The 24220-nt window shown below is 68.3% G+C and carries 21 protein-coding genes; 14 read left to right on the top strand and 7 right to left on the bottom strand.

Annotated elements, in window-relative coordinates; genetic code table 11:
* Window positions 1-16: 16 nt before the first annotated feature.
* From VKV57_02800 to VKV57_02780, 5 genes are read left to right on the top strand one after another with little or no spacing between them, the layout of a single operon-like run.
* Window positions 17-967 carry an ABC transporter permease gene (locus tag VKV57_02800; protein HLW58835.1) on the top strand — a complete coding sequence of 317 codons (951 nt, stop codon included), beginning with the start codon at window positions 17-19 and terminating at the stop codon, window positions 965-967.
* Window positions 964-1857 (top strand): ABC transporter permease, encoded by an 894-nt coding sequence (locus tag VKV57_02795; GenBank protein HLW58834.1) that lies wholly within the window; start codon window positions 964-966, stop codon window positions 1855-1857. Before VKV57_02800 ends, VKV57_02795 begins: the two co-directional genes overlap by 4 nt.
* A gap of 6 nt (window positions 1858-1863) precedes the next feature.
* Entirely contained in the window at window positions 1864-2886 is a 1023-nt protein-coding gene (locus VKV57_02790; GenBank protein HLW58833.1) for a succinylglutamate desuccinylase/aspartoacylase family protein, read from the top strand.
* Between the two features lie 34 nt (window positions 2887-2920).
* Complete coding sequence (locus tag VKV57_02785) at window positions 2921-4321, top strand: hypothetical protein (protein HLW58832.1); 1401 nt, start codon at window positions 2921-2923, stop codon at window positions 4319-4321.
* 29 nt (window positions 4322-4350) lie between these two features.
* Window positions 4351-5220 carry a creatininase family protein gene (locus tag VKV57_02780; protein HLW58831.1) on the top strand — a complete coding sequence of 290 codons (870 nt, stop codon included), beginning with the start codon at window positions 4351-4353 and terminating at the stop codon, window positions 5218-5220.
* 52 nt (window positions 5221-5272) lie between these two features.
* On the opposite strand, the gene VKV57_02775 is transcribed toward VKV57_02780, so the two are convergent.
* From VKV57_02775 to VKV57_02760, 4 genes are all read right to left on the bottom strand, one after another.
* The gene (locus tag VKV57_02775) at window positions 5273-6148 is read right to left on the bottom strand and encodes a fumarylacetoacetate hydrolase family protein (protein ID HLW58830.1); all 876 of its coding nucleotides are present in this window, start codon (window positions 6146-6148) and stop codon (window positions 5273-5275) included.
* Window positions 6149-6173: 25 nt separating this feature from the next.
* Complete coding sequence (locus VKV57_02770; GenBank protein HLW58829.1) at window positions 6174-6524, bottom strand: 4a-hydroxytetrahydrobiopterin dehydratase; 351 nt, start codon at window positions 6522-6524, stop codon at window positions 6174-6176.
* Window positions 6525-6685: 161 nt separating this feature from the next.
* Window positions 6686-8527: an ABC transporter ATP-binding protein gene (locus VKV57_02765; protein ID HLW58828.1), complete on the bottom strand. Its 1842-nt coding sequence runs from the start codon at window positions 8525-8527 to the stop codon at window positions 6686-6688.
* Window positions 8524-10269: an ABC transporter ATP-binding protein gene (locus VKV57_02760; protein ID HLW58827.1), complete on the bottom strand. Its 1746-nt coding sequence runs from the start codon at window positions 10267-10269 to the stop codon at window positions 8524-8526. Before VKV57_02760 ends, VKV57_02765 begins: the two co-directional genes overlap by 4 nt.
* A 203-nt stretch (window positions 10270-10472) precedes the next feature.
* Here VKV57_02760 and VKV57_02755 point away from each other — a divergent pair, with 203 nt between their 5' ends.
* The gene (locus VKV57_02755; GenBank protein HLW58826.1) at window positions 10473-11072 is read left to right on the top strand and encodes a hypothetical protein; all 600 of its coding nucleotides are present in this window, start codon (window positions 10473-10475) and stop codon (window positions 11070-11072) included.
* Between the two features lie 637 nt (window positions 11073-11709).
* On the top strand, window positions 11710-13041 hold the full coding sequence (locus VKV57_02750; protein ID HLW58825.1) for a M24 family metallopeptidase: 1332 nt from the start codon (window positions 11710-11712) through the stop codon (window positions 13039-13041).
* Between the two features lie 33 nt (window positions 13042-13074).
* Here the strand turns inward: VKV57_02750 and VKV57_02745 are convergent, their stop codons facing one another.
* Both VKV57_02745 and VKV57_02740 read right to left on the bottom strand, forming a co-directional pair.
* Window positions 13075-14475, bottom strand: coding sequence for a pyridoxal-dependent decarboxylase (locus VKV57_02745; protein HLW58824.1), 1401 nt, complete (start codon window positions 14473-14475; stop codon window positions 13075-13077).
* A 220-nt stretch (window positions 14476-14695) separates the two neighbouring features.
* Window positions 14696-15466 (bottom strand): DMT family transporter, encoded by a 771-nt coding sequence (locus VKV57_02740; protein ID HLW58823.1) that lies wholly within the window; start codon window positions 15464-15466, stop codon window positions 14696-14698.
* Between the two features lie 414 nt (window positions 15467-15880).
* Between VKV57_02740 and ssb the strand changes: the two genes are divergently transcribed.
* The 7 genes from ssb to VKV57_02705 all read left to right on the top strand — a co-directional run bounded on the left by ssb (window position 15881) and on the right by VKV57_02705 (window position 23457).
* Entirely contained in the window at window positions 15881-16315 is a 435-nt protein-coding gene (ssb, locus tag VKV57_02735; GenBank protein ID HLW58822.1) for a single-stranded DNA-binding protein, read from the top strand.
* Window positions 16316-16619: 304 nt separating this feature from the next.
* Window positions 16620-17498: a replication-relaxation family protein gene (locus tag VKV57_02730; protein ID HLW58821.1), complete on the top strand. Its 879-nt coding sequence runs from the start codon at window positions 16620-16622 to the stop codon at window positions 17496-17498.
* Window positions 17495-19123 carry a type IV secretory system conjugative DNA transfer family protein gene (locus VKV57_02725; protein ID HLW58820.1) on the top strand — a complete coding sequence of 543 codons (1629 nt, stop codon included), beginning with the start codon at window positions 17495-17497 and terminating at the stop codon, window positions 19121-19123. Before VKV57_02730 ends, VKV57_02725 begins: the two co-directional genes overlap by 4 nt.
* Window positions 19124-19410: 287 nt before the next feature.
* Entirely contained in the window at window positions 19411-20547 is a 1137-nt protein-coding gene (locus VKV57_02720) for an FAD-binding oxidoreductase (protein ID HLW58819.1), read from the top strand.
* Complete coding sequence (locus tag VKV57_02715) at window positions 20544-21320, top strand: TatD family hydrolase (GenBank protein ID HLW58818.1); 777 nt, start codon at window positions 20544-20546, stop codon at window positions 21318-21320. Before VKV57_02720 ends, VKV57_02715 begins: the two co-directional genes overlap by 4 nt.
* A 265-nt stretch (window positions 21321-21585) precedes the next feature.
* Window positions 21586-22728 (top strand): M48 family metalloprotease, encoded by a 1143-nt coding sequence (locus VKV57_02710; protein HLW58817.1) that lies wholly within the window; start codon window positions 21586-21588, stop codon window positions 22726-22728.
* Between the two features lie 18 nt (window positions 22729-22746).
* Window positions 22747-23457: a 2-phosphosulfolactate phosphatase gene (locus VKV57_02705; GenBank protein HLW58816.1), complete on the top strand. Its 711-nt coding sequence runs from the start codon at window positions 22747-22749 to the stop codon at window positions 23455-23457.
* Between the two features lie 7 nt (window positions 23458-23464).
* Here the strand turns inward: VKV57_02705 and VKV57_02700 are convergent, their stop codons facing one another.
* A complete protein-coding gene (locus tag VKV57_02700; protein ID HLW58815.1) occupies window positions 23465-24097 on the bottom strand; it encodes a glycosyltransferase in 633 nt (210 codons plus the stop codon).
* Window positions 24098-24220: the final 123 nt, after the last annotated feature.

The following is a 24220-nucleotide window of genomic DNA, read 5'->3' as shown; positions in this document are numbered from 1 at the left end:
TCGGTGGAGGGGGGGCGTGGCTCGGTTTGCTCTGCACCGGTTGCTGCTCGTCGTTCCGACGCTGGTCGGGATGTCGGTGCTGATCTTCGCCATGGTCCGTCTGCTCCCCGGCGACGTCGTGGACGCGATGCTCGTCGGCGACGCCAGCGCCTCCGCGGGGGCCAAGCAGGCGGTCCGCAAGGCGCTGGGCCTGGCCGATCCGCTGCCGCTCCAGTATTTCCGCTTCGCCGGGGGGGTGGTCACCGGCAGACTCGGCACGTCGTTGACGAGCGGCGAGCCGGTGGCGAAGATCATGGTGCGGGCCATTCCGATCACGGTGGAGCTCGCGGCGCTCGCCACGATCACGGCGACCGCGGTGGGTGTGCCGCTGGGGGTGGTGTCGGCCGTTCGCCCGAATACCGGGGTCGATCTCGCGGCCCGCGTGGGGGGATTGGTCGGACTCTCGCTGCCCAACTTCTGGTTCGCCACGCTGGCGCTGCTCGTCACCTCCGTGTTCTTCCACTGGATCCCGCCCGTGACCTGGATCCCCCCCTGGCAGGACCCTCTCGGGAACCTCGGACAGATGGCCCTGCCGGCGCTCGCCATCGCCGTGTACCTGATGGCCGCGGTGATGCGGATGACGCGGGCGAGTATGCTCGAGGTCCTGCGGGCGGACTACATCCGCACCGCCCGGGCCAAGGGCGCGCCGGCGGGTGTGGTGATGTTCCGGCACGCGCTCCGGAACTCGCTGATTCCGGTGATCACGGTGATCGGATTTCAGGTCGGAACGCTGATGGGCGGAGCGACGATCGTCGAGGTGATTTTCGGCCTCCCCGGGATGGGCTACACGCTGGTGCAGGGGATCTTCACCCGCGACTACACGGTCATCCAGTTCACGGCGCTCTTTCTCGCCGCCGTGTTCGTGATCGTCAACCTGTGCGTCGATCTCCTCTACGGGGTGCTGGATCCCCGGATCGAACAGGCATGACCGCCCAACCGTTGCTCGATATCTCCATCGGCGCCCACTCCCGGATGGGTACACCGCGGCTCTGGGGGCAGGTTTCCCGCCTGCGGCGGAACACGATCGGCGTGCTCGGAGCCGCGATCATCCTCGTCACCGTGCTGATCGCACTGCTGGGACCCCTGGCCTGGCAGCCCGACTACGCCAGCCAGGCTTCCCGGCGGCTGCTCGCGCCGGCCGCCGGCCATCCGCTGGGGACCGACGAGCTCGGTCGGGACGAGTTGAGCCGGATCATCCACGGGGCGCAGGTCTCCCTCCAAGTCGGGATGATCTCGGTGGTGATCGCCCTCGTCGCCGGGACGGTGATCGGGGTCGCCGCGAGCTTCTACGGACGGGCGGTCGACGCGGCGCTGATGCGTGGGGTCGACATCATGTTCGCCTTCCCCGGCCTCGTCCTGGCGATCCTGATCGCGGGGCTGCTCGGCCCCAGCCGGACCAACGCGATGATCGCGATCGGCATCGTCTACGCCCCGGCCTTCGCGCGCGTCGTCCGGGGGTCGGCGTTGAGCGTGCTCAGCCTCCCCTATGTCGAGGCGGCGCGAAGCCTGGGAACGTCGGACGCCCGCATCATCGTCCGGCATCTCCTCCCCAACATCCTGGCGCCGCTGATCGTGCTCACCACGGTCTACCTGTCCACGGCGATCCTCGCCGAGGCCGCGCTGAGCTTCCTGGGGCTGGGGACGCAGCCGCCCGAGCCCTCGTGGGGGAGCATGCTGAACGCCTCGCGCTCCTACATGGAGCGGGCGCCCTGGCTGGCGATCTCGCCGGGGCTGGCCATCATGACCGTCGTGCTCGGCTTCAACTTTCTGGGGGACGGCCTGCGGGACATCCTCGACCCTCAACTCCGGGATGCATAGGAGACCATGAGCGACTCGCCGATCATCGCCAGCGTGGATTTCGACAAGCCGGGCAAACAGGTCGGCCGGCTCCAGATCCCTCGGTCCACCAACGAGAGCGGGTGGTCGAACCTCTTCGTCCCCCTGATCTGCCTCGCCAACGGCCCCGGGCCGACCGTGGTCGTGACGGGCGGGGTGCACGGGGACGAGCCCGAGGGGCAGATCGCCGCGCTCGCCCTGGCCCGGGCAGTCCAGCCGGCCGACGTGCGCGGACGGTTGATCATCCTCCCCTGTCTCTCCCCGGAGGCCTCGCGGGCCTACACCCGCCTCTGGCCGAGCGGGGCAAACCTCAACCGCAGCTTCCCCGGCTCTCCCGCCGGGCCTCCCGACGCGCAGCTCGCCGACTATCTCACCCGGATGTTGTTCCCGGTCGCGGATGCCATCTGCGACATGCACAGCGGCGGGCGATCGATGCGCTGCCTCGCGTGGTCGGAGGTGCACCTGGTCGACAACCGCGGGCAGCGGGCCCGGATGGTCGAAGCGATGCGGTCCTGGATCACCGCGTACCACTTCGTGTACATCAACATCGCCGGGGGAGGGCTGCTCGTGGACGAGGCCGAGCGGCAGGGGAAGGTGGTCGTCGGGACCGAGCTCGGGGGTGGGGGCCACGCCACCGCGGGGATCCACCGGTTGGCGGAACGCGGCCTGAGGAACTTTCTCAGGCAGACCGGCGTGCTGGCCGGCCCGGTGGAGACGCGGGCGTCGCTCGGCCTCCCCGAGGCCGTGGTCCTCCGCGCGCTGGATCCTGGCGACTACCACCTCTCCCCGGAGAGCGGCCTGTTCGAACCCCTGGTCGAACTCGGCGAGACGGTGGGGGGAGGACAGGTCGTCGGCCGGCTCCACTTCCCGGATCGGCCCGATCGCGCGCCGACGGAGATCGTCGGCCAGACCTCCGGGACCGTCTGCTCGCTGCGGGCGATCGCGGCGACGACGCAGGGCGACTGCGTGATGGTGGTGGGGCACCCCTGCCGGCACGAGGAACTCCTCTGAACGGGGGCTCGGTGAGGGACGGGGGGCGATGGGGGTGAGGACCGCGATCCAGGTGGGGGTGGGCGAGGCCGACATCACCCCGCCGTACGGGCTGCCCCACGGCCTGTGGCGTCTGCGCACGGGATTGGCCGTGGGGAAGCACGAGCCGCTGCTGGCGCAGGCCGCGGTCTTCGATGACGGGGAGCGCACCGCCGCGGTGGCGGCCGTGGATCTGGCGTTTGTCACCCGTGAACTCACCGACGCGGTGCGCGCGCGGGTTCACGAGCTGACCGGCATGCCTCCCCAGGCCGTCCTCATCAACGCCTCGCACAACCACAGCGCCCCGAGCCTCCCCCGGGCGGCCGCCCGCGCCGGATTGGGGACCGTCCCCGCGTTCGGGCGGTACGAGGCCCTGCTGCCGGATCTGATCGCCGGCGCGATCTACGGCGCGCACGTCCACCGCCGGCCCGCGCGAGTCGGCGCCGGGAGCACGCATGCGCCGGGGCTGTCGATCAACCGCGTCCGGCACGAGGTGCCGGTCGACGACACCGTGTCGGTGCTGCGGGTCGACGACGCGGCCGGTCGGCTGCTGGTCGTGATCGCCGCCTTCGCCTGCCACCCGATCACCCTGGCCGGCCACACGCGGCTCTGGAACGCGGAGTTCCCCGGTCCGTTCCGCGCCGCCGTCCGGGCGGCGCACCCCGGGGCGGCGTGTCTGTTTCTGCAGGGGTGCACGGGGGACATCGGCCCCTGGAACTATTGGTTCGGCAACGCGGAGGCTCTGCCGCAGACGTATGCGCACCGCGACCGGCTCGGCGCGGCGCTGGCCGACCACGTCCTCCGCCTCCTCCCCGAGATCCGCACCGTGCCCGACCGGAAGATCGGGGTCCGCGCGCGGCGGCTCGCGCTCCAACGGCGGCGGCTGCCCTGGGCCGACGCCGAGGTGCTCGCGCTCGAGGCCCGCCTGGCCGGCCGGGCGGAACCGGCGTATCCGGAGATCTGGCCGGACGACCTGCACACGATGAACTCCGCGCAGCGGTTCCCGCTGCTGTATCAGAAGGGCGCCGCGGCGATGTACGCCGACATGGTGCGCCGGCGCGACGAACCGCTCGACGTGGAACTGCAGGCGATCGCGATCGGCGATGTCGCCGTGTCCGGCAACCCGTTCGAGTTGTTCAACGGCTGCGGGCAGGAAATCAGGCGGCGGAGTCCGTTCCCCACCACGTTCCCCCTCGGCTACTGCAACGACTACCTCGGGTACTTGCCGGGGACCTCCGAGTTTGACCTGATCCCGCAGGTCTCGCTGGAAGAGATTCTCGACCAGGACCGGCATCGCTGGGCGTACGGGCTCACCAACACCAATGTCGCGCGGGGGGAGGCGGACCGCGTGATTGAGGCGAGCGCCCAGCTCCTGCGGGCGGTGCGGCACGGCCTGGCGGGGGACGACCGACGATAAATTCGCACCATCCTCAAGGAGGGGAGACGATGAGTTCCTCGGAGTCAGTGTCGACGCAGTACCGCTACGACCTCTTGACCTGGCCGGAGATCAACGAGGCCGTGGCGATGAAGAAGGTGGTGATCCTGCCGGTGGGGGCGACCGAGCAGCACGGCCATCATCTTCCGCTGGACACCGATTTCAAGCTCGCGTCCTCGGTGGCCTACGAGTCCGGCCGCCGCTCGCCCGGGGACATGCTCGTCATGCCGCCGGTGCCCTATGGGTACACCCACCACGTCCAAGACTTCCCCGGTACCATCAACATCGAGCCCGCCACCTTCATCAGATACCTCGTGGATATCACCCGGTCGGTGGCCTACCATGGTTTCAAGCGGATCATCATCCTCAACGGCCACGGGTCCAACCATCATCTGGTCGAGCAGGCGGGCCGGCAGACGATTATGCAGACCGACGCCCTCTGCGTCACCCTCAGCTGGTGGCAGCTCGTCGGCACGTTCTGGAACAAGGAATTGCGAACCTCCGTGATTCCCGGAGGATGCGCCCACGCCTGCGAACTCGAGACGTCGATGTACCTTCACGTCGATGAGGCGCACGTGCACACCGACAAGATCAAGGACCACCTCGCGGATTACAAGGCGCTCCCCGGCGAAGAGCGGTGGCATTTCAGCGACCTGACCGAGAGCTCGGTCGCGACCCTGATCGAGTGGACGTCGACCTACACGCCGACCGGCGTGATCGGCCAGCCCGAGCAGGCGACCAAGGAGAAAGGGCGGCGGGTGTTTGACCACGCCGTCACCCAGCTGGTGGAGATGGTGCGCTGGTTCCGGACGCGGCCGGCCCCGCCGCGGCGGGAGCGGCACGCATCGCCGCCGACCTTCGCCCTGCCGTTCGGCTTCTAGCCGCGCGGGTCGAGTGAGGTTGTTCCTCGAGCCCGCGCGGCGTCGGCGTCGGCTACGCCGGACCGTCGGCTGAGGCGGGGTTGGCGAGCGTGCCGAGTTTGGCGATGGTGATCTCGACCCGGTCTCCGGGCTTGAGGAACACCGGGGGCTTTCTGGTGAACCCCACCCCTCCCGGTGTGCCGGTCGCGATCACGTCGCCGGGCTCGAGCGTCATCACCCGCGAGAGCTCGGCAACGAGGTCGAACACCCCGAAGATGAGATGCCGGGTGTTGGACCGCTGCATCTCCTGGCCGTTGAGCCGCAGGCCGACGTCGAGGACGTGCGGATCGCCCACCTCGTCGGGGGTCACCAGCGCCGGGCCCATCGGCGCGAAGGTGTCGAACGTCTTCCCGATAAACCACTGGCTGGTGCGGAACTGCCAGTCCCTCGCGCTGACGTCGTTGACGATCGTGTAGCCGGCGACGGCGGCGCGCGCCGCCTCGGGGGTGACGCGCCGGCACCTGGCGCCGATCACGACCGCGAACTCTGCTTCATAGTCGACCTGCTGGGACTCCGGCGGGAGCGCGATCGCCGCCCCCGGGCCGATGACGCAGGAGGGAGCCTTGGTGAAGAAGATCGGCACCTGAGGGATCGCCGCCCCTGTCTCCTCGGCGTGGTCGCGGTAATTGAGCCCCACGCAGAGCATCTTTGGAGGGCGGGGGATGGGCGCGAGCAGCCGGACCGAGGCGAGGGGCAGCCGTGCCGACGCCGGCGCCGCCCCGGCGACCTCGCGGGCGCGGGCGATGGCCGCGGGGCCGCCGCTGAGGAGCGCCAGCATCGTCGCCGGGCCGCCGTCCTTGCCCCACGCGCCGCGGAGGTCGATCACCACGTTGTCGCTCTGAACCCCCACGCGAGCTTCGCCGCGGTGTTCGAAGGTCACCAGTCGCATCCGTCTCCCCCCTGTGCGCGAGCGTCTACCGCGGCCGCCGGGCGGTGTACACGCGGTCGATCTTCGCGGCCATCACAAAGTCACTTTCGGTGAGGCCGTCGATCTTGTGGGTCCAGAGGTAGGCCCGGACTTCCCCCCAGCGGACGTAGAGATCGGGGTGATGCTGTTCCGCCTCCGCGACCGGGGTCACGGCGTTGACGAAATCCACGGCCTCAACGAAGTTCCGAAATTTGAACGGCTTCACAAGCTTTTTGTGCTCCTCGACCTGCCAGCCGTCGAGTTGCGCCAGAAGCGGCGCGATCTGCGCCGCCGTCAGGGGCGGGACGCCTCCCAGGCAGGGAACACACTTCTTGTCGGCGAGCGGGCTTGTCGCCATGGTGGACCATCCCTCCAATCCCGTCGCGGGTGCCGGTCTGCGGGTCCTGAGAGGCGGCAGCCCGGCATCCTGCGGCCAAGTGGACCCGGCGGGCTCGAATACGTGCTCATTCGCCTCGGGGCGGGACGAGGCCTCTCCGCGCGGCGCCGGAACCCCGAGGATCAGGTCGCGCGCGGGTCGGCGATGATCGATTCGGTCCGTTCCTGATCCTTATACTGCAGCTGGTAGAGTTTGGCGTAGATCCCGCCCCGGGCGAGCAGTTCGCGGTGGGTCCCCTCCTCGGCGATCCGCCCCTTGTGCAGCACGATGATCCGGTCGGCGTGCTGGATCGTCGACAGCCGGTGGGCGATGATGATCGAGGTCCGTCCGCGGAGGAGTGTGGCCAGCGCCTGCTGGATCAACTGCTCGGTGTCCGCGTCCACGCTGCTCGTCGCCTCGTCGAGCACCAGCACGATCTCCGGGTTTTGGGCGATCGCCCGGGCAAACGCGATCAGCTGCTTCTGCCCGACGGAGAGGCGGGCGCCGCGCTCCTGTACCTCTGTGCCGTAGCCCTGCGGGAGTCCGTCGATGAACCGGTCGGCCCCGACGTAGCGGGCGGCCTCGCGGATCTGCGCATCGGTGATCGCGGCGTTGCCCAACCGGATGTTGTCCGCGATCGTCCCGGAAAAGAGGAACACGTCCTGCAGCACGAGGCCGATGCGTCGGCGCAGGTCACGCTGGCGCACCCGGCGCACGTCGACGTTATCGATGCGCACCTGTCCCCGCTGCGGATCGTGGAAACGCGTCAGCAGGTTGATGATGGAGGTTTTCCCGGCCCCGGTGTGCCCGACGACGGCGACGGTCTGCCCGGGCTCGATGGTGAAGGACACCCCCCGCAAGACCCAGCCCTCGTCCTCTTCGTAGGCGAACCAGACATCCCGGAACTCGATCCGTCCCTCCACCCGGGGAAGCTCCACGGGGTCCGGGGGGTCCTGCAGGGTGACGGGTTCGTCGACCAGCCGGAAGATGCGTTCGGACGATGCCATCGCCGCCTGGAAGATGTTGAACTTGTCCGAGATGTCCCGGATCGGCTCGAAAAAGCGGTCGGCGTACTGGAGCGCGGCGACGAGGACCCCCAGCGTCACGGCATGCCGGACGGCCTGTCCGCCTCCAAACCACAGCAGCAGGGCGACGGCGATCGTCCCCACGACCTGGATCGCCGGGTAGAACTGCGAGAAGTTGCGCGTCGCGGAGAGGCTCGCGTCCAGGTAATCGGTGTTCAGGGCCTCAAACTTGCGCAGGCTCTCCCGTTCGTGCGTGAAGAGCTGGACGACCGTCACCCCCATGAACTGTTCGTTGAGGTAGGCGTTGATTCGCGCGAGGCGGGTGCGCACGGCCCGGTAGGCGTCTCTCGCCCGCAAGCGGAACTGCTCGGTGATCAGGTAGACCAGCGGCAGCACAGAGAACACCACGAGCGCCAACCGCCAGTCCATCCACAGCATCACCGCCATGATCCCGAACAGCGTGGCGATATCGCCGAAGATCGCCACGACCCCCGACGTAATCAGCTCGTTGAGGGCGTCGACGTCGTTCGTCACGCGGGTGAGCAGTCGGCCCACGGGCGTCCGGGCGAAGAACCCGATGGGCAGCTCCTGCACGTGCCGGAAGATGTGCATCCGCAGGTCGTACATTGCCCGCTGCCCGACGACCTGCATCAGGTAGCTCTGGAGCCACCGGGCGATGAACCCGATCCCGAGGACGCCCAGGTAGAGGACGGCGATCTGCGCCACCCCGCGCAGATCTCCCGCCCTGGCTCCGCCCGCTGCCCCCGGCACGATGTACCGATCGATGGCGATCCGGTACAGGTAGGGGCCCACCAGATCGGTGAACGAGGCCAGGAGGAGGAGCGCCACGGCCAGCCCGGTCACCCCGCGATACGGGCGCACGTATCCCAGCAGTCGCCCGATCAGCCTGGCATCGTAGGTCTTTCCGAGAATGTCGTCTTCTTGAAAATGGACGCTCACGGCGCCGGATCCTCGGCCTCCAGGGCGTCCCGGATCAGCTGTTTCTCAACCAGCCCCGTGTAGAGCCCTCCCTGCGCGAGCAGCGAGGCATGCGTGCCCTGTTCGACGATGCGTCCTTCGTTCAGGACCACGATCAGATCGGCGTCTTGGATCGTGGAGATCCTGTGGGAGATCAAGAGCACCGTCCGCGACGCTTTGATCCGTCTGAGTCCGGTGAGGATCATCTCCTCGGTGTGGGTGTCCACACTGCTCAGCGCGTCATCCAAGATGAGGATGCTCGGATCGCGGAGGAGCGCGCGGGCGATCGCGGTTCGCTGCTTCTGGCCGCCGGACAGGGTTACCCCGCGCTCGCCGACGACCGTGGCATATTTGTGGGGGAACTCCTCCACGTCCCCGGCGATCCCGGCGACGGCCGCGGCGCCGGCAATCGCGTCCTCGGTCGCGGTGGCGTCGCCGAGGGCGATGTTCTCGGACAGCGTGTCTGAGAACAGGAATGTTTCCTGCGGGATGATGCCGATCGCTCGCCTCAGCGACGGGAGGGCGATCTCGCGGACGTCGTGGCCGTCGATGAGGACCTGTCCCTCGCTCACGTCGAAGAGACGCGGGATCAGGTTGACCAGCGTGCTTTTCCCCGCTCCGGTGGGGCCGACGATCGCGACGCTGCTCCCCGCGGGGATGGAGAGGGTGATGTGGCTCAGGATCGGCGTCGTGCCGTAGGCAAAGGTCACGTCGCGAAACTCGATCCGGCCGTGTGGGGCGTCGAGGACGACGGGGTTCGGGGCGTCCGCGATCCGCGGAGACTGCATGAAGATTTCGTCCAGCCGCTCCATCGACGCGCGCCCCTGCTGCCAGAGGTTCGTGACCCACCCCAACGCGATCATGGGGAAGCTGAGCCGGGCCAGGTAGTAGGAGAACTGCACCATCTGGCCGAGGGTGATCCGCCTGCGGATCACGTCGCTTCCTCCCTGCCAGAGGAGCAGGACGGCCGCGATGCCGAGGATGAGCCCGATCGCCGGCCAGAGCGCTCCTTGAATCCTGGCCAGCATCAGGTTGGTGTCGACGAGCTTTTCGTTCTCCACGCGGAAGCTGGCGGTTTCGGCGTCTTCTTGAGCGAAGGCCTTGACGACGCGGATGCCGCTGAAGTTTTCCTGCGCCCGGGCGGAGAGCGCGCTGAACTGTGCCTGCACTCGGTCGAACCGCTGGTGGATCTGCCGCCCCAGCGCCACGAAGAGCACGGTGACCAACGGGAGGACCGTCATCGTCCATACCGTCAGTCGGCCGTCGATCGAGAACATGAACGCCACGGAGACGATCAGCATGACGGTGGTATGGCAGGACCGCATCAAGCCCACCCCGGCGAATCGCTGGACCGCCCGGATGTCGTTGACCGCGCGCGCCATCAGGTCTCCGATCTTCGCCGCCTGGAAGAATCCCAGGTGCATCCGCTGTAGGTGCGCGAAGTAGTCCCGTCGCAGCTCCGCCTCTATCCGGTATGCTGCGCCCAGGATCTGAATCCGCATGGTATAGTTGCAGGCACCCTCCAGCAACGCCAGGAGCACCAGGACGCCCGCGTACGCGAGCAGCCGCGTGCTCGACACGTTTTGCCGGATGCCGTCGATGGCGAGCTTCAGCGCCCACGGGGAGAGCTGGGCCATCAGGATCGATGCGAGCACCGCCGCATACCCCCAGAGGTACGCACGCCGGTGCCGCTGGATGTACTCCCAGAATCGTCGGCTGAGCATGAGGCTCCTGCGGATCAGCGGTCGGGGACGTTACCGGCGATTATACCACTCCGCGCCGCACCGGTCGTCCGTCCTCCGCCGCGCTGGGTCCCCCTCGCCGGTCTGCGAAATTACGGATGTGACGGAACCGTTGCATGGACGAGGAACCATGAGAGGGGAGCGGACGGCGTGCAGGGAATGACTCCTGGCGCGGAGGGTCGCCGATGAGACGGAAAAGCGCTGTGGCACTGGCAGTGCTCGTGAGCGCGGTCATCCTGTTGGGAGAACCCGGGGGCGCCGCCCCCGGCGTCAAATCGGTGGGGGTGGTGGATTTCTACTCCCCCACTCCGCTGGGGGTGTTTGTCGGCGTCTTTCCCGAGCGCTTCGCGGCCGACGATCTCTCCGCGCAGCTCGCGCGTGCGGCGAACGGGCGGTTCACCGTGATCCCTCGCGGGACGATGGAACGGGCGGAGGGGTCGCTGCGGTGGCAAGATGTGGACGTCCTCCATTACGATCGCCTGGGTGTGCTGGCCCGCTCGGTAGGGGCCGATGCGCTGATTTTGGGGTGGATCCCGCTGCTGTCCGTCGATGCCGGCGGCGGCGGCATGGCGATCCCCCCCGACGGGGAGGGCCCGCCGAACGCCGAGGTCAACCTTGTGATCCAGGTGTTTGATGCGGCACAAGGACGCCGCGTGGCCGAGACCCGGCAGGCGGCGTCCGCGCTCGGCACCACCCGTTCCCTCCTCACCCAGCGGGTCCTGCACGATGCCCTGGTGCCGGCCGTCGCGCCGGTCGCCGACGCCCTGACCGCACCCGCTCCGTAATGCCGCGCCGCGCTGAGCCGGCAGCCCGCTCCCCGCTCCGGCGTCCGCCGTGGGGGGCGGGCGGCGGAAGGGGTTCTCGGTGAGGCACACAAATGCACTGGGATGGCCGTTGCGGTCCCGCCCCTTGACCTGAGCCCTTCTCCGGATGTGCGCAGGGGTCTGCTCACGCGCCGGACCCTGCGCGCCTTTCACCGGCGCCCCGTCGGCGCTGACACGCGTGCCTCGATCCTCGACGCGGCACGCTGCGCGCCGGCCGCGGGCGACCGCTACCCCGTGCGATTCATCGTGTTGGATGACCCCGCGCTCAAGCGGAAACTCCAGCGGCTGACCCGCGAGTCGAAGGACATCTCCAATCACTGGGAGGGGCTGTTCAAGCCGTCGGGGCTGCGGGGGTATGTGCAGACGTGGGCCTCGACCCCTTTTTGTATTGCCGTCTGTGCGGATTCGGTCCTAGGACCCCGCCACATCCACAACACCTGGAACCACCAGATCGCGATGGCCGCGGCGACCGAACACCTGGCGCTGGCGGCTCGATGTCACGGGATGGCACTCGTGATGTACACGCACTTCTCCCACGAGAAGCTGAAAGCAGCTCCTGGACATTCCATTCGAGTGGGACACGATCGGGGTGATGGGGGTGGGCTCTCCCGATCTCAAGCGCATCAACCCGAAAATCCTGGAAATTTCCCTCACCCGCTTGCCGCTTCGCGATCTGGTCTCATCCGAGCGGTACGGCGCTCCGGCGCCGCCCGAGCTTCTGGTTGAGCGTGACGCGGCGTTTCCGCTCCCCGCCCTGCGGACCACGATGACCGGGCTGTGCCGGAACACCCAGTTCGTCGAGCGCCCCATTCCCGCGGAATATCTCTTCGAGGTGTTGCGGGCGGCACGCTGGGCGCCCTCCGCGGGCAACTTCCAGCCGATTCGCTACGTGACCCTGCGCGACCGCGCACACCTCGCCCGCCTGCAGGATCTCGCGGAGGAATCGGTTCGGATCTCCGGTCATTGGTTCCCCGAGTACAAGCAGAGCCGCGGCGAGCATCCCGAGTGGAGTGGGGTGCCGGCCGCGATCGCGCTCATCGCCGACCCGTCCAAGGGCGGGCCGCACATCCACGGCGAGGCGACGCACATGCTGGCCGGAGGGTTGGCTGCGCAGAACATGTGGTTGATGGCCGAGGCGCTGATGCAGGAAGCCCGGAAGATCAAGACCCAGGATGAGATCACCCTGACCACCACCGCGGTGATGATGGTGGACGCGGCATACGAGGAGCTCTTTCGCGCCCTCCGCCCCGGAATGCGCGAGAACGAGTGCGTTGGCTTGGTGAGTAAGGTGCTCTACGATCTGGGCTCGGAGCACGTCGGGGATCCGGCGTACTTCGACATCCTGCACAGTTACAATGGCTATCGCACCTGCTACTACCGGACCTTTTGTGTCGGCAGCGCCTCCCCCGCGATGGTGGACGCCTACAAACGGTGCCGGGACTATCTGGACAGCGCGTTGAGTCTGATTCGGCCGGGGGTCACCACGGCCGACGTGGTCAGGGTTTGGCCCAAGGCGAAGGAGTTCGGGTTCGCCAACGAAGAGGCGGCGTTCGCGCTCCAGTACGGGCACGGGGTCGGGCTCTCCATCTGGGAAAAGCCAATCTTCAGCCGGTTGGTCTCACTGGATCACCCCGAGGTGATAGAGGAGGGGATGGTCTTCGCGCTGGAAACGTTCTGGCCCGCCTCAGATGGTTGGTCCGCGGCGCGGATCGAGGAACAGCTGGTCGTGACCAAAGACGGATGCGAAGTGATCACCCGCTTCCCGGCGGAACAGCTCCTCGTGGCGGGGACCCGTTACTGGACCGTCGACGGGCCGCTCCCCACCACGCGGGAGACGCAGTCCAACCTGAACCGTCCGTCGGGGACCCCCAAGGACCGAGTGGCCGCCGGCGCCCGGCACGAAGGCAGCGGCGCGGGCGGGCGTCGGTAAAGAAGACCCGCGTCACCGCCTGACGCACACCGGTTACAGCGTGCGCGCCGCCCGGGCCCCCGCCGCCTGGACGAGGTCCACCAGGGCATCGAGGTCCTCGGGCGAGGCCCGGGGATTCACGATGCAGGCCCGAAGCACGAACCGGCCGCCCAGCGTGGTGCTGGAGAGAAAAGCCTGGCCGCCCAACTGGATCTCCTCCAACACCGCTCTGTTGACGGCGTCGAGTCGGGGATCGTCCCCACGCAGGGGGGACGGAGCGTACCGGAAACAGACGATGCTGAGGCCTGGAGGAGCTGACAGTTCCAAGGTGGGGGTCGCCTCCACCCTGGCGGCGAGATGCTCGGCGAGGGCGATGTCCCGCTCGATCGCCTCGGCATAGCCCCTGAGCCCGTGGTGTTTGAGGGCCATCCAAACCTTGAGGGCCCGGAACCCTCGGGTCTGCTGGAAACCGAACTCGCTGAACCACGGGGGGCCTCCCACGCCGGCGGGACTGCCGTCGGTTCTAAGGTAGGGAGGGATCAGGCTGAACGCGTCGCGCATCACGGCCGCGTCCCGCACGAGCACCAGGCCGGCCTCCACCGGCACGTACATCCATTTGTGGGGGTCCACGGCGATACTGTCCGCCAGCGCGATCGGCGCCAGCGCCTCGCGGTACCGCCCGGTGAGGATGGCCGGCGCGCCGTACGCCCCGTCCACGTGAAGCCACAGGCCGTACCGCCGGCATACCCCGGCGAGGTCGTCAAGAGGGTCGATCGCCCCGCTGTTGACGGTGCCGGCGCTGGCGACCACGGCGATGGGTTGGGCGTGGTCGCGCAGATCGCGCTCGATCGCGGCTTCCAGGTCCGGGACCCGCATGCGGAAGTGGGCATCCGACGGAATGATGCGCAGGTAGTCGCTTCCGATCCCCAATAGTTCGACGGCCTTGCGCACGCAGCTGTGCCCCTCGTCGCCCGCGTAGACGGTGAGCGGGGAGGTTCGGCCCTGGACGCCCCGCGCCCGGACGTTCGCACCCGCCTTGGCGTGGCGGGCGACCGCCAAGGCGGTGAGTGTGGCCATCGAGCCTCCGCTGACCAGCAGGCCCATGCTCTCCCGCGGGAAACCCAGCATCGACTTGAACCAATTCAGCACGAGCCGCTCCACGTAGATGGCCGCGTGATTTCCACCGGCGCAACTGGGATTCATCGCCGCCGCCAGGGCTTCGGCGAAGATCCCCATGACGGCCGGGGGTGAGTTGACCCAGCCGTAGAAGCGCGGGTGGCCGTTGCCGAAGGGATACGGCTCGATCCGGGCGGCAAACTCGTCGAGGATCGCCAAGGGCTCTGCGCCCTCCAGCGGAGCGGCGTCCTCGACATACTCCCTGGCGAGATCCTCGGGAAGCGGCCGGAACACCGGCCGCTCTGCCAGGGTGCTCAAGTGTTCGGCGATGAGATCCACCACCCGGTGGCCGACGTGCCTGATCTCCTCCGGGGACCACTCCCATCGCGAGTTCGTCTCCGATCGGAAGGAGAGTCGAGATGAGGACCTCTCCCCACATCCTGACGATGGCAATCCCTCGCTGGCCCCCACGGATCTCCTCCTCTCACGGACCTTCGGGCGGCGGCCCGCGGGCCCCGCTTGTTGTAGCGTATCGCGCGGCGTCGGGCGGCGCCAGTGCTCAGGCTGCGATCAGCGGGATGGCGATCAGCACGGCCGCCATCCCAATCGCCTGTGCCCGGGTGATGTGCTCCTTGAGCATCCCGCGCGCCAGGAGGACCGTGGTGGCCGGGTAGAGCGAAGAGAGGACGGCAGACACGTCGAGGCGGCCGACCTGAGAGGCCAGCAAGAAGAAAACGTTGCCGCCGACATCCAATCCCCCGGCCAGGGCCAACACGGGGATCAACGACATCGTCGGGACCCACCGGCGGCGGCCGAGCAGGGCGGTGGCGGACATGAGGGCCACCGAGGTGGCCTTAGCCGCGGCCAGCGGCCAGAACACGGCGGGCGCGCCGACCTGATGGATCAAGATCAAGAACGCGCCGAAGCCAACGCCGGCCAGCACCGCAGCGCCGATCCCATCGAACCGGTCTACCCGCCCGCCCCCCTGGGAAATACGCCAAATTCCCGCGATCGCCATGGCGAATCCCACGAGCCTGGGGGTCCCGGGGATTCCTGCGGACAGGACCCCATAGAGCACCGGGAGGGCGGCGGCAACGACTGCCGTGATCGGGGCCGCGACCCCCATCTGGCCAACCGCCAGAGCCCGATATAGGGCGGTCAGCCCCACCCCGCCCGATAGTCCGGCCGCGCTCGCCCAGATCAGGTCGGCGATGGTCGGGAGCGGTTCGGTACGGATGAGGGCCAGGGAGACCAGAAAGAGCACGCCAGCCGCTTGCGAGATGACCACGACTCCCAGCACATGTGTCCGCCGGGCGGTCAGCCCTCCCACGAAATCGCCGGCCCCCCATGACACAGCAGAAGCCAGGCCCAGGATGGAAGCGAGTAGGTCGCGGCCGATCGGCTCGACTCCCCCACGGTTGCCGTAGATGTCCCAGCGCCTGCCGAAACGGGGGCTCCCGCCTTCCAATTCCCGGACCCGGTGGGCCGACGTCCCGCCCCTGGTGCGGAGATCTCCTCGGATCGGTGCTGAAGGAGCGCAGGTGACGGGAACATTTGTAATAGATATTTTGATATCTTGACATCTTAACATCTCACTGGTATGCTGGGCCCACTGATTGACGACGAACCTGTCGCGGGCCAGTGGCGGCGGCGGGTGGGAGCGGGGCGGCCCTTCGTGGAGCCCCAGTGCGCAGGGCACGAACGAGCACGGGTGTGGAACGCAACCCATGAAGGAGGTGGCACGATGTTGAACCGCATCCACCTGATCGGACGGCTGACACGCGATCCGGAACTGCGGTATGTGACCAATGGGCACCCGATGGCGCAGTTTACCATTGCCGTCGACCGAGATTTCAGAAACTCAGCGGGGGATCGGGACGCTGACTTTATTCACTGCATCGCCTGGCGGAAACTGGCGGAGCAGGTGGGACAGTACTGCGCCCGAGGCCGACTCGTGGCGGTGGAGGGTCGTTTGCAGACTCGCGCCTACGAGGCCCAAGACGGTTCTCGGCGGCGCGTCACCGAGGTCGTCGGTGACCGGGTCTGGTTTCTCGACAGCCCGCGCGGCGAGGGGGAACACGCCGTCGGGGGAGTGACGAGAGAAGGTTCGACGGATGGGCCGGACGATGCTCAGCCCGACGTCATGGAGGACGTCGAGGTCGCCTCAGCAGACTCCTAACCTCGATTCCCTGCTGATCCGCGCGGACGGGGCGCCTTTCGCGGGGGGCGCTTCACCCTCGGAAGCGTCGAGGATCCCGTACGCCTCGTCCGTGCGGGGTAGGCAGCCCCGGAATTCTCGCGGCTGATCCGCCCCGGCGTAAAGGTCGTCCCGCAGTCCGCCACATACCCGTCCCTCCCAGTGCCGCGCACCGGTTTGGTCCTTTGCTAGCCTGCTCGTTCTAGGTCCACCCGACGTCACCACCTCTAGGTGGGACCACCCTCGACCGGATGCCGGTCGGGGTATTTGATGTTGGAGAAAGGGGATGATCGAGATGGCCGTGATGCCTGCTGCCGCAATCATGCGATTGACCCCGCGCGATCGTGCGCTGCTGGAGATCCTGAATGAGCTGCGCTACCTGACCGCGGCGCAGATCCGCGCAGTCTGCTACCCATCGATTTCCGTGCGCAGCGCCTCTCACCGGCTGTCGCTGCTGGGCCGGCACGGGCTGCTCACCTGCCTCACCCACAGAGCGTTCGACGACCGGCGCGCATTCTGGGGCCTCGCCCCCCTCGGCCGCGCCGCGGCGGGGGGGCTCGCCGAGGCGCCGGCAGACCGGGCCCGAGCGTGCGCCGTGGCCGCCCTGCAGATCGATCACCTCATTGCGACCAACCAGGTGTTTTGCGATCTGTGCGCTCTGCACCACACCGGGCGGCTGGGGGCCTTTCGGTGGCTTGGCGCACAACACGCCCAGGTGGACTTGGGCGACACCCACCTCGTGTCCGATGCGGTGATCCTGATCGCTTCCCCGGGCGGCTGTGTGTGGATGTACTGCCTCGAACTCGACCGGGGCACGATGTCACCCCTGGCCCTCCGGGCGAAGTTCGCCCGCTACCGGCTCCTTCACCAAATCGCGGACCGCCGCCGCGACGATCCGCTCTGGGACATCCGCGCGACGAGCTGGGTGCTGTTCGCCTGCAGCGACACCGCGCGTGCCGCCCAAGCCGCGCATTTGGCCGGCGAGTGCGGCGTGGAACGATTGTGGGCGGGGACCGCGGCGGAGGTCGCCGGGGGGCTCGCCGCCTCGGTGGGGGGAGAGACGGCTCCATGGCCTGGAGATCTGCCTCCTGGTCTGGCCGGGGGGATCCTCCCCCCAGGACACAGCATCCGCCGACCGGCGGAGCGGGAGGAAGGGCTCCGATGACGCGAAGAGGCCTCGTGCTCGTCGCTCTTCCCGCTATGCTGCTCATCGTCTGGATGGGGCTGCTCCGCTCTGCCCCGATGCTCTGGGTGAGCCTCGCCAGTGCGGCGGTGCTCGCGGGATTGCTCCGCTCCACCGAGAGGTCCGGCGGCGCACCGTGCCCGCTTGCTGTGGGGCGGTGGGCGGATCGGGCGGAGGCCGGGGCCTTGATGGCCCCCGGCCCGTTTCTTCTCGGCCTGTGGGGGGAACTGCGGACGCCGCTGTACCTGACCGAAGAACGGCTGTCCGGACACGTGCTCGTCGTCGGCCCATCGAGGAGTGGGAAGACCGCCGGTGCGATCGCACCCAACCTGCTCCTGCGGGATCCCGCGCGCGAGAGCATCGTGGTGCTGGACGTCAAATCCGGCCCCCGGTCCCTCTGGAACGTGACCGCCGGACGGTACGGGGCGAGAGCATACCTGTTCTGCCCGCTCTTTGAGGGATCCATCGGGTACAATCCACTCGCTCGGGTCGAGTCGATCGGGGGGGCTCAACGGAAGGCCGCGCTGCTCGTGCAGAATACGACGCCGCGCGGTCTCTCCGGGGACGCACGCGTCTATGCCGCGGCGACCGCCGATCTTGCGACGCTGCTGTTCCTCCACGTGCAGCAGGACCGCCCCTCGGGGGGAAACACGGTCGGGGCGGTGTACCGACTGGCCATGGGCGGCCCGACGCTCCTGCGGGAGCTCCTCCGGGAAAGCCGCATCACCGAGGTCCGCGACCGCCACGGGATCTTCTCGGCCCGCGAGCGGCGCGTCCAGGAAGCCGCGGTCACCGGCCTGCTCGAGCGCCTTGCGCCGTGGGCAGACCCGCTCGTGGTCGAAGCGACGGCGCACGATTTCGATCTCGGGCAGATCGGTCAAACGCCTTCCGCGCTGTACATCCTGATGCCGGAGACGGACGGCTCGCGCCTGCAGCCGATTGTCGCGTGGCTGATCGCTGACCTGCTGGACGACCTGGTGGAGCAGTCGGAACGCATCGGGCTGCGGTGTCCGGTACGATTCTATCTCGATGAATTCCGCCAATTTGGCTACCTGCCTGGCCTCAGCGAAGCACTCCCCACCCTGCGGGAGCGCGGCATCAGCATGATGCTGGGGGTCCAAGTCCTGAGCCAGATCGAGGAGGTCTACGGACGGGTGGAGGCGCGCACCCTGGTCGGCAACACCGAGACGAAGCTTCTGTTTCGAGCGGGCGATCTGGAGACCGCACGGACGATCAGCGCCTGGATGGGGCAGACGACGGTGCCGACCGTCTCACTGACGACCAGTGGCCGCGGGGGCCAGAGCGCCACGATCTCTCCCCGCGTGCGCCCGCTGATGCCGCCCGAGGAGCTCACGCGGATGCCCGACGGGGCGGTGATCGCCCTGGCGGGATCGTCTCCTCCGCTGCCCCTGTGGCAGGCCCGCTACTTTGCGATCCCAGGGTTCGTCGTGCCGACCCCGCCGTTCCCGCTCCGGCGGAGGGCGGAGCCGCCGCTTGCCATTGTCCCTCCCGGCCCATCCAAGACGGCGGCGCGCCGGCCGGCGCCGCGGCCGGCGGGTGGGGTTTCCGTCCGACCCTCGATCGGCGGCACCAGGATGAAGACGTAAAACGCATAGGGGCGGCCCTCGCGGGACGCGCATCGCGCTCCCGGGAGGGCCGCCGCGCGAGGGGTCACCTTCTCCCCGCGTCGGTGCGGATGAGCCGCGGGCGGTTGCGGTTCGATGTCACGTCGGCGCCGCCCGCGGGACAGCCCGCCCGACCACGGTGTGAAGCCCGCCGTGCCCCCGGGCGGCGGGGGGATGCTCGCGCGGTGACGATCGGAGGAGACCCCTCCAAGGCGTAGAACCCGAGGCAGCGGCGGTGAGTCCCGAGGCACCGCCCCGGAGGGAGCGGGTTGGAGACAGCCGACGTAGTGATCATCGGCGGCGGAATCATGGGTGCTTCCACCGCTTTGTTCCTGGCTGAAGCCGGCGTGCGAGAGGTTGTGCTGCTTGAACGCGCCAGCGTGGGCGCGGGGGCCAGCGGGCGCGCCGCCGGCATGATGGTGCTGCAATCGCGGTCGGAAGAGGCCCTCAGGTTTCAGATGGAGAGCGTCCGAATCCACCAGCGGTTTCGTGACGAGTTCGGGACGGATCTTCAAGAGCACGGGAGCCTGCTGCTGTGGTGCTCCCCACAGGCGGCGGCGGACGCACGTGCGCTGGTCCCGATGCACCAGCGAGTCGGGGTGTCCGTCGAACTCCTGACGCCCGACGAGATCCAGCGGCGGTTCCCCTATCTCTACACGGAGGACGTCGCGGTGGCGACCTATTCCGCCGCGGATCCATGGGCCACACCACTGCCCACCGTCAAGCGCATCGCGGAGGCCGCCCGCGCCCGCGGGGTGCAGGTCCGAGAGGGGTGCCAGGTGTTGGGTGTCGAGGCTGAGCGGGGCCGGGTCCGGCTGGTGCAGACCACGGCCGGGGTGATCCATGCCCCGGCCGTGGTGAACGCTGCGGGGGCCTGGGCGCGGGAGGTTGGGGCGATGACTGGGGTGGCCGTTCCGGTCGCCCCGAGAAAGCGGCAGGTCTTTGTGGTCGATCCCGCCACGGTCCTTCCCTCGGGGGGGCCGTTTATTATGGAAGAAGAGAAGGACTTTTACTGCAAGACCAGAGCGGAAGGCCTGATCATGGTCCAAGGACAAACGGTGGGGGAGACGTACGAGACCACCGTGGAGTGGGGGTATCTCGACCAGGCGCTTGAGACCACGGTGCGCCGGATTCCCTCCCTGGCCACCGCCCCGATCACCGGAGCCTGGGCAGGGATCCGCCCGATCTCCCCGGACGGCCGTCCGTATCTTGGCGCCGTCCCCGGCCTCGACGGGTACTTTGTGGCCGGGGGGTTCGGTGGGCAGGGGTTCACCCAAGGGCCCCTCGGCGGGAGGGCGATCGCGGAGCTGATCACGACCGGACGGACGGGCGTGGATCTGTCTCCCTACCGGGTGGACCGAGGGGAGGGACACCACGCGCCGGCCGCAGGCGGCGCCTCGCCGTGAGCGGGTGGATCGACGCACACGTCCACCTGGATGCCGCGGCGTTTGACGTCGATCGCGACGCCGTGGTTGCGCGGGCGATTCAAGCCGGCGTTGGGTTGATGGTGTCCGCGGGAACATCAGCGGAGAGCAGTGAACGCGCGGTTGTGCTGGCCGAGCGGTATCCGTCCGTCGTCGCCGCCGTGGGAATCCATCCCGAAGGGGCCGAGGGTGTGACGGCCGGGACCGTGAAGGCGGTCGCGGCGATGGCGCGGCACCCCCGGGTCGTGGCCATCGGCGAGGTCGGCCTCGACTATTACCGCAACTCCGTTCCTCGGAACGCCCAGATCGAGGTCTTCCGCGCCCTGCTCCGCCTGGCCCGAGAGGTGAACCTGCCCGTGATCGTCCACGATCGCGACGCACACGAGGACGTCGAGCGGATCCTGGTCGAAGAGGGGGTCTCCCGGGTCGTCCTGCACTGCTTCGGCGGAACACTGGAGCGGGCCCTCCGCTGCACCGCGGCCGGATGGACGCTCTCGTTTGCCGGTCCACTCACCTTCCCGAAGTCCGCGGAGCTCCGCGATGTGGCGAAGGCCGTGCCCCTGGACCGGGTCTTGGTGGAGACCGATGCCCCCTACCTGGCTCCGCAGCCCATGCGAGGGCGGCGGTGCGAGCCCGTCTTCTTGCTCCACACCGCGCGGGTCCTCGCGGATCTGCGTCAGATGGAGGAAACGGCTCTCGCGGCGGCGCTCGCACAAAACGCCAGGCGAGTCTTCGCCCTCACCGGTGAGGAGTGAGCGCACCCTGCGGTCTTCAGGGCATGCCCTCCCTGTGGAAGGAATTCGCCGCATGCCGGGACGAGCGCCCCGGCGGGACTAGGTTCGCGAGATCCTGGGCATTGAGGAAGAAGGCGCGCCGGGCCGACGCGTTGGAGACAGGCCTCCCGCTGCGGCGGACGTTAGAAGGTGGTGGGTTGGTGCTCCGGGAGGATATAATTCGTATAGACGGCGCAGGATCGGCCCGGCGCAGCTGCAGGTCGGTCCGGGAGCGCATGGGCGAACGATGTTCCGAAACCTGCATCTCTCAGAGTTGACTCATCGGATCGGGGTGGCCGTCGTGGGAGTGGCGTTGTGCGCCCTCGTCTGGCCCGCCGCTGTGCGCGCCGACCAGACCAGCGATGAAGTCAAGCTCGGCGCCCAAATCGCCAAGGAAATCGAGTCCCACTACCGGGTGGTGACCGACCCGGAGATGGTCGAGCGGGTCAACCGGGTCTCCGCCGCTCTGGTCCGGGCGGTGGATCGCCAGGACCTGACGTACCACTTCAAGATCCTCGATATCCCGGGGCCAAACGCGCTCAGCCTCCCCGGAGGGTATGTCTACGTCACCAAGGGAATGATGAAGTTCGTCCGATCGGACGACGAACTCGCCGCGGTCCTGGCCCACGAACTGACCCACGTCGCGCACCGCCACTACTATATTCAGGAGGCGCGTCAGAAGCGGGCCATCCCGGCGATGGTCGTTGCGGCGGCCCTTTCCGTGCTCGCCAGATCGGCGGTGCCGCTCGCCGGCGCGCAGCTCGCCGTTCAGGGCGCGATGTCCGACTATCAGCGGGATCTTGAGAAGGAAGCCGATCTTACCGGGATTTCCTACCTCGTTAAGACGAGCTACTCCCCGGTGGCGATGCTGACCCTGCTGGAACACCTCGCTCAGGTGGACAAACTGACGGGACAGCCGGATGTGAGCCTGGTTTTCTACGACCACCCGAAACCGGATGAGCGGGTCGTCTACGTCGAGCAGGATCTCAAGTCCCGCGGCATCCCGATCGTTCGACGGATCCCCGAGGGCTACCTCAGGCTTGCGCTCGCGCCCGCGACCCCTGCCGCCGGGCAGCCGGTGACGGTGCTCGTCGACGGGCGGCCGATCATTCAGCTGGGAGCGACGGTGAACGGGCAGGACCCGGCCGAGCGGGCCCAGACGCTCATGGCCGGGCTGAACGCGTTCTTCAACACCGACCCCGAGCCGTACGACGTGCGGGCGGTGGCTCTGCTGGACCGGTGGTCGGTGATCGGAGGACAGACGCGGCTATTCGAGGTCACACCCGAGGACGTCGCCTACGCCAAGGGGACGCCGAAGGGCCTTGCGGAGACGGTTCGGGCTCGCCTCGCTGAGGCGCTGGCGGCGACTCCCTACTATAGGAAGTTCTAGGATCCTGTGGAACTGCACGTGGCGTTCCTCCCAGAGGAGGTGGGGCCGGTTCGCGGCCGGACCATCGTCGTCATCGATGTGATCCGGGCGACGACGTCGGTGCTGGCGATGCTGGAGCGGGGGTGCGCGGAGGTGCTGATCGCGCCCGAGGTTGAGGCGGCCCGACGATACCGTGAGGCCCACCCGCAGGTACTCCTGGCGGGGGAACAAGGGGGGGTCGCTCCCCCGGGGTTTGACTTCGGGAACAGTCCCCCGGCGTTTGCGGGCGCCGATCTCGCAGGCCGGCGGGTGGTGTTTGCCACGACAAACGGCACCCGCGCCATCCGCCTGACGCGCGAAGCCTCGGTGGTCCTGCTCGGCTGCCTGCGCAACCGATCGGCCGCCGCCCGTGAGGCGGTGGCCGCGGCGGAGGGTCCAGGGATCACGCTTGTCTGTGCGGGGCGCGAGGGCCGATTCAGTCTTGACGATGCCTACACCGCGGGGGCGATTGTCGACGCGGCGGTAGCGATCCCGAGCGCCCACGGCCCGATTGACCTGACGGACGCGGCGCGTGCGGCGCACGCGCTCTATCAAAGCAATGCGGATGCCGCGATGGTCTTTCGGCAAACCCGGGCAGGGCAGAACGTGATTGCGATCGACCTCCCGGGTGACCTCGACTACTGCGCGGAGCAGGACCGGTCCGTGCTGGTACCGAGGTTGGGGGAGCGCGTGCGGGTGGTCGCCCCGTGAAGCGGGATCAGGCTTTGGCGCGGCCGTTGCGGCCGCTCCATTTGGCGATCTGCCATGTGGCTTTCAATTTGCCGACGTAACCGCGAAACAGTCCGTGTTTTTCTTGTTTGGGGACGTGGGTGAGATGGCCCAGCGATACGGTGCACGCACGCAGGCCCGACGATTTCAGGTGCCTACTCAGAACGGCCTCAATGCCGAAGCCCGTGTTCTCGAGATCGGGAATGGCCTCGAGGACTTCACGGCGCAGAGCCCGCTGACCCGAGAAATTTGGAAACAGCGTCTGCATCAGGTCGCGCTTAATCTGGCCGATGCTAACTTCCGCGGCCCCGCTGAGCACAGGTCGCAAGAGGTCTTCCACGTGCTGGGTGGTCAGTCCGACGAGATCGCCGTCCAGGAGGACGATAAATTGCGCGTGGGTCGCTCCGAGCCCGGCGGCGATCGCGCCACCCTTCCCCAGGTTCTCAGAGAGTTCGATCACCCGGGCGCCGTGCCGACGGGCGGCCAACACCGTCGAATCCCGGGAACCATCGCTGACGACGATCACATCGTCGACCAGCCGGCATCGCCTCGCCGCGCCGACGACGTCCCCGATGGTTCGTTCCTCATTGAACGCCGGTATGATCGCCGCGACTCGAGGCATATTCCCCCCTTGCGCCGGTCTAATTCCGCGATGGGGGGTGAATTCCTGCTGTTGAACGAGCGGAGGGGGACGTGTCGGTGGATACGATGTGCAAACATTGCGCAGCAATGAGGAGGGCGGTCG

The sequence above is a fragment of the bacterium genome (assembly GCA_035307765.1).
GTDB lineage: Bacteria > Sysuimicrobiota > Sysuimicrobiia > Sysuimicrobiales > Segetimicrobiaceae > Segetimicrobium.
Note: the sequence above shows the minus strand (reverse complement) of the source record. Positions and strands in the feature narration are given on the sequence as shown.